This window comes from Vibrio sp. Evd11, from assembly GCF_900382755.1.
GTDB classification, from domain to species: Bacteria; Pseudomonadota; Gammaproteobacteria; order Enterobacterales; family Vibrionaceae; genus Vibrio; species Vibrio lentus.
Map to the genome: position 1 here is coordinate 86854 of NZ_OSDX01000014.1, position 13893 is coordinate 100746.

11 protein-coding genes and 2 pseudogenes are annotated in these 13893 nt (G+C 45.2%); 3 read left to right on the top strand and 10 right to left on the bottom strand.

Annotation, left to right across the window (positions count from 1 at the left end):
• Nucleotides 1-150 precede the first annotated feature (150 nt).
• Entirely contained in the window at nt 151-621 is a 471-nt protein-coding gene (nrdG, locus tag ED652_RS08690; RefSeq protein ID WP_122054381.1) for an anaerobic ribonucleoside-triphosphate reductase-activating protein, read from the bottom strand.
• Between the two features lie 123 nt (nt 622-744).
• Nucleotides 745-2865, bottom strand: coding sequence for an anaerobic ribonucleoside-triphosphate reductase (gene nrdD / locus ED652_RS08695; protein ID WP_122054382.1), 2121 nt, complete (start codon nt 2863-2865; stop codon nt 745-747).
• A 303-nt stretch (nt 2866-3168) separates the two neighbouring features.
• Here nrdD and ED652_RS08700 point away from each other — a divergent pair, with 303 nt between their 5' ends.
• Nucleotides 3169-4044: an endonuclease/exonuclease/phosphatase family protein gene (locus ED652_RS08700; protein ID WP_122054384.1), complete on the top strand. Its 876-nt coding sequence runs from the start codon at nt 3169-3171 to the stop codon at nt 4042-4044.
• A gap of 102 nt (nt 4045-4146) precedes the next feature.
• Here ED652_RS08700 and ED652_RS23740 read toward each other — a convergent pair whose 3' ends face one another.
• From ED652_RS23740 to ED652_RS08725, 5 genes and pseudogenes are all read right to left on the bottom strand, one after another.
• Nucleotides 4147-4578 (bottom strand): YeeE/YedE family protein, encoded by a 432-nt coding sequence (locus ED652_RS23740; RefSeq protein ID WP_162929932.1) that lies wholly within the window; start codon nt 4576-4578, stop codon nt 4147-4149.
• Nucleotides 4578-5054 (bottom strand): YeeE/YedE family protein, encoded by a 477-nt coding sequence (locus ED652_RS08710; RefSeq protein WP_122054386.1) that lies wholly within the window; start codon nt 5052-5054, stop codon nt 4578-4580. The genes ED652_RS23740 and ED652_RS08710 overlap by 1 nt, the downstream gene beginning before the upstream one ends.
• 248 nt (nt 5055-5302) lie before the next feature.
• A complete protein-coding gene (locus tag ED652_RS08715; RefSeq protein WP_122054387.1) occupies nt 5303-6535 on the bottom strand; it encodes a glycosyltransferase in 1233 nt (410 codons plus the stop codon).
• 99 nt (nt 6536-6634) lie between these two features.
• A pseudogene (locus ED652_RS08720) lies at nt 6635-7096 on the bottom strand (GNAT family N-acetyltransferase); the annotation flags it as partial.
• Nucleotides 7097-7258: 162 nt separating this feature from the next.
• Nucleotides 7259-8356 carry a ketoacyl-ACP synthase III gene (locus ED652_RS08725; protein ID WP_102291769.1) on the bottom strand — a complete coding sequence of 366 codons (1098 nt, stop codon included), beginning with the start codon at nt 8354-8356 and terminating at the stop codon, nt 7259-7261.
• 122 nt (nt 8357-8478) lie between these two features.
• Here ED652_RS08725 and trxC point away from each other — a divergent pair, with 122 nt between their 5' ends.
• A complete protein-coding gene (gene trxC / locus ED652_RS08730) occupies nt 8479-8913 on the top strand; it encodes a thioredoxin TrxC (protein WP_122054389.1) in 435 nt (144 codons plus the stop codon).
• Nucleotides 8914-9044: 131 nt separating this feature from the next.
• Here trxC and ED652_RS08735 read toward each other — a convergent pair whose 3' ends face one another.
• Together ED652_RS08735 and ED652_RS08740 are read right to left on the bottom strand one after the other, a co-directional pair.
• Nucleotides 9045-10694, bottom strand: coding sequence for a GMC family oxidoreductase (locus ED652_RS08735; RefSeq protein WP_122054390.1), 1650 nt, complete (start codon nt 10692-10694; stop codon nt 9045-9047).
• On the bottom strand, nt 10687-12270 hold the full coding sequence (locus ED652_RS08740; protein WP_122054392.1) for a long-chain fatty acid--CoA ligase: 1584 nt from the start codon (nt 12268-12270) through the stop codon (nt 10687-10689). Before ED652_RS08740 ends, ED652_RS08735 begins: the two co-directional genes overlap by 8 nt.
• 390 nt (nt 12271-12660) lie before the next feature.
• Here ED652_RS08740 and ED652_RS08745 point away from each other — a divergent pair, with 390 nt between their 5' ends.
• Nucleotides 12661-13686, top strand: coding sequence for an AraC family transcriptional regulator (locus tag ED652_RS08745; RefSeq protein ID WP_076670822.1), 1026 nt, complete (start codon nt 12661-12663; stop codon nt 13684-13686).
• Nucleotides 13687-13782: 96 nt separating this feature from the next.
• Here ED652_RS08745 and ED652_RS08750 read toward each other — a convergent pair.
• Nucleotides 13783-13893, bottom strand: a pseudogene (locus ED652_RS08750) (IS630 family transposase); the annotation flags it as partial.

Sequence of the window (13893 nt, forward strand, 5' to 3'; positions counted from 1 at the left end):
ACTGGCGTGCAGGCCATAGACTCAAAAGAACTCACACCCAAGGGCTGATTTGTAGCATTACGCTAATGATGAAGCCCTTTTTTCTGTTTGAGAGTGTGTTCCTGTTTACGAGAGTCCTGAATCAGGACAACACTTAATAAGTCAGTAAATCTATAAGTCAGTAAATCGATGGATGATTTGGTTTGAACTACCACGCCAATCCAACATTGGGTCAGCTTTATCTTGTTCAAAGCGACCGTCAATCAAAGTATCTACGTATTCAAGCACTTGCTTCTGCTTTTCATCAAGCTCATCGAGCTCATAACCCGTCCACATCCAGATGTCTTTGCCTTCGCACTCCGATTTTACACGCTGAACGAGCTTAAGCACTTCAGACACATTTGCTGGATGCATTGGATCACCACCAGAAAGCGATAAGCCACGACGCTTTATCCGCGGATCATTGAGATCAGCAATAATTTGATCTTGCAGTTCTTGAGTAAACAAATGCCCAGAGTCCAATCGTTGCGTCGACTGGTTATAACACCCGCGACACTGGTGCACACAACCCGACACAAACAAAGTGCAGCGTGTTCCTGGGCCGTTTACAACGTCGATTGGATGATATTGGTGATAATTCATAAGGCAGTATTGAAAACTCGCGATTGCTTAATGGTTTAACTTGAAAGTAGCGATAAGTGAAACAAATGAATTGGTATCGACATTGAACCGATACCAATCTTATTTCTAATGCTCTAGGCCTGACTAAAGGTGCTTCACGCGGCGTTTAACTTCTTCTTGTTTACCGAAGTTAAATGGTCGTGCATCAGGGCTACCTAGGTAACCACAAACGCGGCGCGTTACCGATACTTTGGTTGAGTCATGGTTGCCACACTTAGGACATGTAAAGCCTTTACTCGTACAGTCGAACTCACCGTTGTATCCACACTCGTAGCACTCATCAATCGGCGTGTTGGTGCCATAGTAAGGAACACGCGTATAGCTGTAATCCCATACGTTTTCTAGTGCTTCGATGTTCTTCTGCATGTTTGGGAATTCGCCATAGCAAATGAAACCACCACTAGAAATTTCAGGATAAGGCATCTCGAAATCGATCTTGTCGTATGGGTTCACTTTCTTCTGCACATCTAGGTGGAAGCTGTTTGTGTAGTAGCCACGGTCAGTGACACCATCAATCACACCAAACTCTTTGGTATCGATGCTGCAGAAGCGGCTACATAGGTTTTCACTTGGCGTGCCGTATAGGCTGAACGCGTAACCTGTTTCTTTCGTCCAAGATTCCACTTCACGCTTCATGTACTCCACCAGCTCAAGCGCTTTAGTACGCATTTCGCCATCGTCGTACAGGTGAACGTCAGTACCGTAAAGGGCTGTCATCGCTTCATGGATACCAATGTAACCAAGAGAAACAGAAGCACGGCCGTTTTTGAAGATATCGGCAATAGAATCATCAGCTTTCAAACGAACGCCACATGCACCTTCCATATATAGGATTGGAGCAACACGTGCTTTCACGTTTTCTAGACGAGAAATACGAGTTTCTAGAGCACGACGAGCAAGCTTAAGTTTTTCATCAAGCAGTTCGTAGAACTTAGCCATATCTTGCTTCGCGTTAATCGCAATACGTGGCAAGTTCAAGCTAACAACACCTAAGTTGTTACGTCCTTCATGAATCAACTCACCGTTTTCTTCGTAAGTATTCAAGAAGCTACGGCAGCCCATAGGCGTTTTAAATGACCCTGTCACCTCTACCACTTTGTCGTAGTTAAGAATGTCTGGGTACATACGCTTAGATGCACACTCAAGCGCTAATTGCTTGATGTCGTAGTTTGGATCTTGCTTCTGGTGGTTCAAGCCATCTTTGATTGCAAATACCAGTTTAGGGAACACGGCTGTTTTACGGTTCTTACCCAAACCTGCGATGCGGTTTTTCAAGATAGATTGCTGGATAAGTTTTGAACCCCAGCTTTCGCCAAGACCGAAACCAAACGTCACGAATGGTGTTTGACCATTAGCGGTGTGAAGTGTGTTTACTTCGTATTCCAGAGATTGGAACGCGTCGTAACACTCTTTCTCGGTACGAGAGATAGCGAAAGCTTCTGGGCTATGAATGTCCCACTCTTTCGCTAGCGATAAGTGCTTCTCGTAGCTCGCCATTACGTAAGGTTCTAAAACCTCGTCGATACGGTTAATCGTTGTGCCGCCGTAAATGTGGCTCGCGACTTGTGCGATGATCTGCGCAGTTACCGCTGTCGCCGTAGAGATCGACTTAGGTGTGTCGATTTCTGCGTTACCCATCTTGAAGCCATGCGTTAACATGCCTTTCAGATCGATAAGCATACAGTTAAACATCGGGAAGAACGGTGCATAGTCTAGATCGTGGTAGTGAATGTCACCACATTCGTGAGCTTGTACGATGTCACGCGGCAAAATGTGAGTTTTCGCATAGTGTTTAGCCACGATACCCGCCAGCAGGTCACGCTGAGTTGGGATAACTTTGCCGTCTTTGTTGGCATTCTCATTGATCAGATCAACATTGCTTTCCTCGATCAAGCCTTCGATTTCACGCGTTAAAGCGCTTTGCTTTTCACGTGCGATGTCGCGGTCATGACGATATTCAATGTAGGCACGAGCCAGAGACTTATAAGGTCCCTGCATTAGCTCGTTCTCGACCATGGTTTGAATTTCAGAGATATGAACTTCATCGTAGTCTTCGAGCTTCAACTCAACTGCTAATGCCACATTCAGAGCATAAATAGCAATTTCCTTATCGGCTTTTTCTGACGCTGCTTCCACTGCAGCTTGGATGCGATCTCTACTGAATGGAGCTCTTGAGCCATCACGCTTGATTACGATTGATTTCACCACTTCTCCTTACTCTTGAGGTATTCACAGACTTATCCACAAACACACTATATAGAGCGATTTATCGTTTAACTAACACTAGATATTGTGGCGTATTTAACGAGAACCACCAACTTTGAGTATTGATTTGGATCAATAAAACGCGCACGCTGAACAAGATAAATCCAATATTATTACGTGAGTTCTCAAGTCGAAAAGAAACAATGTAACAATAAAAAAACTGCTAAAAAGAGTTGAATTTTCGGTAAGTGTTGTAGGATAACGGCTCAACTATATTGGACGACAAAATTAGGGATATTTGGAATGAAACGACTTCAAAAGTGGGTAATGCTAGGTTGCTTACTCAGTAGCCATGCATTTGCTGAACCTTTGACCATATCAAGTTGGAATATCGAATGGTTATCAACCAATGTGGCTGTGAATAAGTTTCCTGCCCAACGTGAGCAAGCGGATTTCGATAAGCTCGAACAGTATTTCCAATCCTTAGATGCGGATGTGGTTGCTTTTCAAGAAGTCGATGACGTAAATGCCATTCAACGCATCGCTGGTGACCAATATGAAATATTGATATCTGATCGTTCATTGCCCAAAAACAGTAACCGACAATTCAAAGAAGTGAACCAATATACGGGCTTCGCGGTTCGTAAAGGAATCGCTCTCACTGACTACGCTGACTTTCCTCTAGAAACGAGTGCTAACAGCAAGCTTAGGTTTGCCAGCTATATGGTTGTAGAAACGGACACAAAACCAATTCACATGTTGTCAGTGCATTTAAAGGCGGGTTGCAGCGGCGCGTATAAGTCTACCCGTGACTGTTCAAGGCTCAAAGACCAAGCTCAACAACTGAATAAGTGGATACAGCAAAGAGAACGTAAAGGCGAAGACTACGCGATTCTGGGCGACTTTAACCACAACCTCTCCTATACAAGAGATTGGATGTGGAAAGATATGACGCAAAACACCGATGCTCAATTGGCAACAAGAAAAACTCGAGCAGATTGTAAGGTTCGCTCAAATCGTAATAACCACCGCACGCACCAGTTCCGTTCAGTAATAGACCATATTGTGGTAAGCGAGTCCTTAGATGCTACTCCTGCGAAGCAAAAGGTATTTGAAACGCAAGATGTGCTCGACTACAAACTCAGTGACCACTGCCCAGTTTCAACGACTGTTAAATAGTAGATAGAGATGTAAAAAGAGGCTGACTGGCTTTCTAATTAAAGCGAGTCAGCCTCTCAAATGCTCATATAAAGCCTTATGCGACAAGCGATAGGTTAAACGCTAGCAGGTTTTGTTCGTACGACCCGCCAGCCACATTCCCACCAGCATGCTGACCATAAACACCCATACCGTCGGGTTGCCTCCACTTAGGCTGGTTACCGCAGGGCCAGGGCAAAAGCCTGCAATCCCCCAGCCTAAGCCAAACGCTGTAGAGCCAAGAATCAGCTTTCTGTCGATTAGTGGATTGTTACGGCTATCTAACGGATCGCCATTGATCGCTTTAGCACGCTTTTTAATGACCAGATGATAAAACGGAGCGAAGACCAACAGCGCGCCGCCCATGACGAATGCCAAACTAATGTCCCAGTTACCGGTAATGTCTAAGAAGCCGAGTACCTTCTCAGGATCAACCATGCCTGAAATGATCATTCCTGACCCAAACAGAATACCTGCGACCAAACCGATAACGATAGTAAATGAAGCGTTTTTCATTATACCCCCAAGCCAATCAGGTTCTTGATAAACACGGTTACGATTGCCACACCCATAAATACACAGGTCGCAACAATAGATCGTTTAGACAAACGAGCCATTCCGACAATGCCATGCCCGCTGGTACAACCGTTCGCTGTTTTGGTACCAAAGCCGACCAAAAGACCAGCAATAATCACTAAAGCGAGATTCATCTCTTCCAACTGTGGAAGTTGGTAACCCGTCGGAATCAATACCCAACCACTTGCGACCATTCCCACAACAAAGCCAATGCGCCAGTGCTTTTCGGTCTTCTCAGCGTTGTTGTCCGAACCTGATTGAGAAGCCTTACTTGCACTATTGTTCGCACCTAATGGCAATAGTCGGCTAACAATGCCGCTAATTCCTGCTACTCGCCCTATTCCTAACATAAGAATAATTGCCGACGCGCCTAACAACATGCCACCGAACAATGCATCCCAAGGTATTAAACTCATCACCTACCTCTCCTATCTAACAACTCGAATCTAACTCGTTACTGCTTAAATTTAACTCGTCGCAACTTTAAATTAGGACTTACTAATAAACTTATATTAGAGTTTACTAATAAATATAAATTAGTCAATGCTAATATATTACTAGTATGTTTCGGTTTGTAAGTCTGGAATTAATAAGCGTCCCGCATGAAAAAAGCCCCTAGGCGTTAACCTAAGGGCTTATGATTTGATTCGGTTTATTGTGTCGGTTACTTAGTCTTGTTCTTTTCAGCTATCCATTGCGACATGTACTTGGTGCTCGCCATGCTGTGGTGCTTGAGCATCGAACCAAAGAAGTTATCCAGTCGATGAGATTCAAGACCAGACTCTAACGCAGTTAATCGCTCAATCAATGTGTCGCCCAGTTGATTCTGCTCGTAGTGCGCTTCAAGGATTGAATGACATTGGCTTTGTGCTTTAAGCCACTTCTCTTCATCTTTGTACAGAGCAACTGCGGCTTCAACAAACTCGTCAATATCGTCTGCAACCGCGCCCGGCCATTGCAAATCACCTTGCGGTAACATGCCTTCACTGCCGATTTCACTCGTCACGTTCGGAGTTTGTAACTTCATCGCATCAAGCAACTTGCCTTTAATGCCCGCGCCAAATCGTAGAGGTGCAACACACACACGTGCCTGTTCCATCACTTCTTGAGCGTCTTTAGCCCAACCTTTGATATGGAAACCGGTTTTAGGGTTGTGCAAAGCCGTTGCTTTCGGCGGCGGGTAAGATCCGTAAATATGAAGTTCAGATTCAGGCAACTGTTTACGAATCTTCGGCCAAATCTTTTGCAACTGAAGTACAGCATCCCAGTTCGGTGCGTGTCTAAAATTGCCTATCGTCATGAAATGCTTACGTTCTTCAAAGCTTTTCGTGCTTGCAGGTAGAGTGTTGAGATCAACCATGAACGGCAAGTGATGAAGCAGTTTTGGATCGATATTAAACTCAGATTGAAGCAACTCCATCTCATGGCTAGAAATGATCAACGAAAGATCACAGCGTAGAATCGCGGCAATTTCACGTTTAGCCAAGTCGCTGTACAAATGCGCTTTGGTCAGTTCAGTCTCTTTCTTAACCGCTTCATGGCGCGCGTTGCGTAAGAACTGCAAGTCTTCCGTATCCAGTAACTTAAATGCATTCGGGCATACTTTCTCAACACGCCAACCAAACTGCTCTTCCATCATAAAACGGTCAAACATCACGACATCGGGTTGCAGATCTTCGATGTACTGGTCAAAGCTATCGCAATTTAACTGTATGGATTTGCTCGAGATGCCCTCTTCAGAGAGATCGATCATGTGCTCGGTTTCTTGAGCTGGCGTTGCAAATTCAACTGACCAACCTTGTCTCTTGAACAGGCGTAAAAGTGACATCATATGGCTGCCCGCCGCCGATGAATTCGGTTCTGGCCAAACGTAGCCAATTGCTAAAACTGTCTTCAAAACACTTCCTAAGAAATAACAAAAGGGACTGTAGAAGTCCCTAATAAAACGTAAATCAATTTAGATCGCTGATTATAATGGGTTCTAATAACTCAGCGATCAGATTCGCTCACCTACATTGCGAGCTATCATAAGCACTTCATCCGCAGAGTACAGGTTTGAAATCGTGGTTTCGACCTCTGCGCCCAACGTCGATTGATAAAGCTTTTGTGCAAAGTTGTCTGCTCTGGTGGTAACCAGAACATGTTTGAGCGTCGAGCCTTGCTCCGCCAAATGCTGTTTTACCTGCGGCAGCGAATCTAGAATCAGCGTTTTACCCAATCCTTGCCCCTGCGCGCTTGGTAACACGGCAAGTTGCTCTAGTTCTAAAACAGCTTCAGGTCTAAACCCGCTTTTCTGAACCCAGATGATGTAGCCGACAATCTCGCCATCGCTTTCAGCAACAAAGTTAAGAAAGCGTGGTGAAGCGTTCAAGTTACATTGTAACCAACCTTTTGAGTTTTGCTGTCGAACAAAAGTAGCTTTGTGAACTAAAGCCGCCCCATTGAGGTCGGCTTCTGTCGAAGATTCCCCCGGGCATGCCCGGAGTACTTACCGTGACAACGCTAAAGCGTTGACCAAAATTACAAACAGCTTACGCTGTAATTTTGGAATTGGCATTCATCCACGGGTAAACCCGTGGTTTTCTGTATTCACAGAATAAAACGAACTTGCGCCATGATGCTACTCGGTATCAGAATTAGGACGCGTTTTACAGTGTAAAATGGCTCTTTCTAGAAGCTCTAAAGCAGATTTGTCGGCTTCTGGAAGCTTAGCATCTGATTGACCTAGCGGCTCAACACGGCTACCCCATTTAATATGGCCAGCACCCCACGTTAAACCCGCACCAAATGCCGCAACAAGAATGTTGTCGTTAGGCTTAACGAAACCTTGCTCTAGCGATTCACACAATGCGATTGGCACAGTCGCTGCGGACGTGTTGCCGTAGTTTTGGATGTTAACAAACGCTTTCTCGCGATCGATACCCGCCATATCACAAAGAGTTTGAATGATTCGGATGTTCGCTTGGTGCGGAATCACAACGTCAATGTTGTCGGTTGAGATACCAGTGCGGCTCAATACTGTATGTGCCGCTGCGCCCATGCCTTTCACTGCACGTTTGAAGATCTCTTTACCAACGAAATCAAAGTCCCAGTAACCGTTGTCAGCAGCAAAGCGATCCATAGATGTACCGAATTTTGGTACTGCTAGAATATCGCGGCCTTCAGCATCACAACCGATCTGAGCTTCTTGTAAGCCAACTTGTTCTTCGGTGCGAGATAGAACCACAGCGCCAGCACCATCACCGAAAAGAACCGCGGTATCACGCTTGGTCCAGTCGATGAAGAATGAAAGACGTTCTGCGCCCACAACGATAGCATTACGATAGTTACCCGCTTGAATCAGTCGAGTCGCCGTTTCAACACCGTAAATGAAGCCAGTACATGCCGCATTAAGGTCGAAAGCCGCTGCGCTTTTAATGCCTAGGTTCTGTTGAACCTTAGATGCGGTGTTTGGGATAAGTGAGTCTGGGCTGCACGTCGCGATGATAACAAGATCGATATCTTCAGCAGTTAGGCCAGCACACGCCATTGCATGTTTTGCAGCGACAGTCGCAAGTTCAGAGGTATTTACATGACTGATACGACGGTTTTCGATACCAGTTCGAGTTCGAATCCACTCGTCAGACGTATCAATGAAAGTGCTTAGATCATCATTGGACAGCACGGCTGGTGGCAGACACTTTCCCCAGCCAGTAATTTCGGCGTAAAATTTTGTCATCATTTACCTGTTTATTGTTTGTTTTTATTTAAGTATCGTATTCTAGTTTTAAACAGTATAAGCGCTCCGTGCCTGATTCGTAAATCGCGTTAGACACGGAGTTACAATAAAAAGAGAAAGTTATGTCTACATTCAACACACGTTGCCCTTCTTGTAATGGCGTAAACCGAGTTCCTTCAGAAAGAATTTCAGAAAGCCCAACCTGCGGTAAATGCAAAACAGCATTGCTCGATGGCGCTCCTATCGAGGGAACGTTACTTAATTTCCAATCTATCTTGAACAGTTCACAGCCTGTGGTTGTCGATTTCTGGGCGACATGGTGCAACCCATGTGTGGGCTTTGCGCCAGTGTTCAGCGACGTCGCAAAAGAGCGTTCAGGAGATGTTCGATTCGTTAAGATTGATACTGAAGCTCAGCAACAGCTTGCCGCGATGTACCAAATCAGAAGTATTCCGACGGTGATGGTGTTTAAAGATGGCAAACGTGTCGATACGATTAACGGTGCGTTACCAAAAGGTCAATTTGATCAATGGCTTAATCAAGCTCTGACCAAATAGATCCGTATTTTATATCGCTTTTGATTTAGCTGGTGCTTGAAGAAGCGTGCAAAAAAATAGGTTAGAGAGCCTTACCAAAATAAGACTCCCTAACCTACTTTAAATCAATCAGTTATCTCTGTTTCTCTTAATTATACAACCATCTCGTCTTCTGCCTGTTCATTGGCTTGTTGCTTGCTAAAACCGTATTGTTCTTTTATTTGGTCTGCAACTTTTTCGGCGATCATGATAGTTGGCGCATTGGTATTCGCTCCCACTAATGTCGGCATCACAGAAGCATCAATGACTCTTAAGTTATTCAACCCATAGACTTTAAGGTCTTTATCTACAACGGCCAGCGAATCATCACTAGCCCCCATTTTACAGGTTCCCACTGGATGATACTGGGTATCCGCACGGTTACGAATATCTTGTTCGATAGCTTTATCGTCACTTGCGTCGACTGGGTAAAAAGCATTGCCACGGATATCATCAAACGCCGAGCTCTCTAGCATTTGATACTGTTTCTTCCAGCCCTTAGTCATAATCTCCATGTCTTCTGGATGACTGAAAAACGCAGGGTCGATCTTAGGCGGATCATAAGGATCACTACTATTGAGCGTTACGGTGCCTATGCTTTTCGGTCGTAGTAAGGTGACGTGAGAGGTAAACCCATGACTGGTATGTATTTTTCGGGCGTGGTCATCAACCACAGCGACGACAAATACAAACTCTAAATCCGGCACGGCGATATGATCTTCTGAACAGAGAAAGCCTATCCCTTCTGCAAAATTACTGGTCATCTTGCCACGACGCTCTTTGTGCCAGAGCGGTAAGGCTTTGGTTATTTCAGAGGCCATTTGCAGCGAGATACCAAAAGTTTCACGCTTTTCACTGCATTTGTACGAATGCACTAAATCAATATGATCCTGAAGGTTCTTTCCCACTCCAGGTAATTCATGAACTTGTTCGATACCATGCGCATCCAATTCACCTTTAGCGCCGACACCCGACAATAACAGCAGTTGGGGGGAACCAAAAGCGCCAGCGGATAGAATCACTTCTTTGTTACATTGGATCTGGTAACGCTTGCCATTCGAGCCGTATTCAACACCTACCGCTTTCTTCCCCTCAAATAAGACCTTATGGGTGGTTGCCTTGGTCACGACCGTAAGATTTGGTCTTGAAAGGTTTGGCGTTAAATAAGCCTTGGCCGCGCTGCATCGCTCACCATTAATCTGAGTTACCTGAGTTGGCATTGCACCAAACTGAGCGGCACCGTTGATGTCTTCATTGCGAGGGACACCAATCGACTCACACGCAGTTAAATAGCGTTCCAACATTGGGCTTGGCGATCGAAGGTTAGCCACATTCAATGGACCACCTTGGCCGTGATACTCATCTTGGTGGACTTCGTTATTTTCTGCTTTCTTAAAGTAAGGCAGACACGATTCATAATCCCACCCGGTGTTACCCAAGCTTTCCCACGTATCGTAGTCGTAACGATGCCCACGAGCATACATCATGGCATTGATAGAGCTAGAACCGCCAAGTGTCTTACCTCTCGGTTGGTAACCTTTGCGGCCGTTCAAACCCAGTTGTTCAACGGTTTCAAAAGCCCAGTTATTGAGTTTGGTTGGCATCATTGCCACCACGCCAACTGGAGTATGAATGAATGGGCTCGTGTCTTTACCACCCGCTTCTAGTAAGCAAACCGTAATATTGGGGTCTTCAGATAGCCGCGAAGCCATGACACAACCCGCAGAACCACCGCCAACAATAATAAAATCATAACTATCCATTGGTCATCTTCGCTATTTCTAGTGGGTGCAATTCTCGTTTCAAAATTTTGCCTGTTGCCGTCATTGGTAGTGCTTTACGAATGAACACCTTGCGAGGGTATTTGTAGTCGGCTAATTGTTCACGACACCAAGCTATCAGTACTTCGCTATTACATTGTGTATGTTCATGAAGCACCACATGAGCGTGAATCTCTTCGCCTAGGCGATCATGATGCTCACCCACAACTGCGACCATTTCGACATCAGGATGGCACATCAAAACTTCTTCAACTTCGCGCGGATACACGTTGTAGCCACCACGGATAATCATGTCTTTCACTCGGTCAACAATGAACAAGTTGCCGTGCTCATCGGTGCGTCCGATATCTCCAGTTAGGAACCAACCGTCTCTTATAGCTTCTGCAGTGGCTTCTGGCCTTTGATAGTAGCCTTTCATGACACTTGGACTCTTGATGCAGACTTCGCCCAATTCACCCTTGGCGACTGAGTTACCTTGTATGTCTGTAATTTTGATGAGATGCCCACACAAGGGTTGGCCAACACTGCCCGACAAGCGATCACCATCAATATGATTAAACGTGGCAACCGGCGCAGTTTCAGACAGCCCATAACCTTCCAATACCGGAAGTTCGAATCGCGATTCAAACTGGCGAATAACCTCAAGCGGCATAGAGGCCCCGCCAGACACGCCAAGCCTTAAGCTGTGTTTGACTTGTTCAGAGCGCTCTAACGACTCTTCTCCTGCTCGCAACAACGCGATATACATAGTAGGTACGCCCGCAAACACACTGACTTTGTGGCTAATGATCTGTTTAATAACCAGTGACGGTTCAAAACGAGGAATCAATACCATGGTCGACCCCGTTAACACACTCGCGTTCATCATTACGGTCTGGCCGAAACTGTGGAACAAAGGGAGCGTGGCCATTGTCGTATCGCTGTATTCCAATCTCATCAAATATTGTGACGACATCGCATTGGTTTGCATGTTGGTGTGTGAAAGCTCTGCGCCTTTTGGCTGACCTGTAGTACCTGAGGTATACAGAATTACAGCTGTATCATCACCATTGCACGCCACAGACTCAAACGAAGCCAAAGGTTGTGCCATCCAGTCGGTAATCGATTCATGTTGCTGATGTGCTTCTGAAGGAGTTCCTGAGCTTGTTGGGAGTGGCATCTCAATAAAATGTTCACACTGATTTGCCTGCTCGAAGCCTTGTAATCCATAGCGTCCAATTGGCAGCTCTTCACTGCCCTCAAAGCATAAATAAGCTTTCGCATCTGAATCATTGAGGTGATAAGCGATCTCTCTGGCCTTGAATAACACATTCAAAGGCACCACCACACAGCCCGCTTTTAGAATCCCGTAATAAGCGATTGGAAAATATGTGACGTTCGGACACGACAACGCGACCTTATCTCCCTTCTTTAGCCCGAGTCTTTTTAGATTCGCGGCCACGTTTCCAGAAAGTTGTTCTAACTGAGAAAAGCTGACTTCATCCGATCCCATACGCAGAGCGGCTTTAGTTGGAAAAAGCGAAGCGCTGCGCTCCAAGTTAACAGCAAGATTGTGCATCCATGATCTCCTTATTCGGCTTAGACCTGTTAATCACAGTCACCGTAGACGTTTTAATCGTTGTAATAAGTGTTGTCTTTGTTGCTATCAAACCCTGCACATTGGCGTGTCATGTAGGTAAGAGTATTTATTGAGCAAAATAGTAATTATTGAGCAAAATGTTTGAGATGTTCCAATATGCAACCCATCAAATTACAACATTTTGATAACATTTCGAACAGGTTTCAAAAAGACAAAAACCGGTGATATTCGGACACAGCTCTATCAGGCCTTGTAAAACCTTGCACGCATAAAGCAAAAGTTTGAACAAGCTTGGGAAAGTGAGAACAGGCGACAAGCGAAAATGTTAAGAGTTCGGTTAAGATGGCAATATTCAACAAGAGGCATCCTATGAAATACACCGCAGTCTACGAACCCGATATGCAAGCATTCGGCATTCTTGATCTTCAATTACTGCATCGCTATATGTCACCCGCCCTCAATATCGAAGCATTATTGGAAGGCAGTAACATTGATGCTCTGCAGCTCAACACGCCAGACACCCACATTACCTTGGCGCAAAAGTTGGCGGTGTTCAGTAACGCATTGGCGAACACTGATGAAGGCGGTTTAGGGTTAAGAGTCGGCCAACAAGCGCGGTTTAGCGACTTTGGCGTTCTAGGTTATGCCGTATTCAGTAGTGAAACGCTTTTAGATGCTTTGCTGATTGGATTTAAATATCTGCAGCTTGCAGGCCCTGTACTTAGAAAAACGATGTCAGTAGAAGATAACGTTGGATACTTTAGAGCCGAGCAGCTGATCGACTTGGACTCGCTGCTGCCATTTTGTTGCGAATATTGGTTCACCGCAATTCAAAGCCTGTGTGAAGAAGTACTACAACAGCCATTCCCATCTCAAGTGATCCGCTTCCCTTACCCTAAGCCAGAATACGGCGACCTCTACACAGAGATTTTCCGTTGCCCCGTTGAATTCAATAGTGATCGCCTTGAATGGCAGTTTGATGCAACAAGTTTGTACTCGCCTCTTCCTACCGCCAATACCATCACGCTGCAGATGTGCCTGAAATCGTGTGACGACATGTTGGCAAAAGTCAGTGCGTCCACCAGCCTAAAAGAAAAAGTCTCTCAAATGCTACTAGAGAGACCTGGATGTTACCCTTCGATAGAATCTATTTCATCAGAATTGGGGATGTCTTCTCGAACGCTGCGCCGGCACCTCAAAGCCGTCGATACGAGTTACCAGAAGATACTTGACCACGTTCGTTTTCACCTTTCTCGACACTACCTTTCTTCAACTCAAATGAGCATTGAAGAGATATCTGAGCGCGTTGGGTTTTCAGACAGCGCTAACTTTCGACATGCCTTTCGTAAGTGGAGTGGAAGCTCGCCCAGACAATACCGAAAAGAAGTGGTCTAACACGATTAAACGCCCTAAATTAAAATCTGATGAATACAACGAATCTCTCTCCGTCTTTCAAATTAAATAGTCGTTTGAACAACGCTTTATACCCAATCAACTTGAAGATGCTTGCTTGAGCACCTGAAAATTATCATTTATTCGAGATATCAAAGAGCTTGCGATCTCTGGAAGAGTCACAGTATAGAAATTCTCGATTGCTTCTCT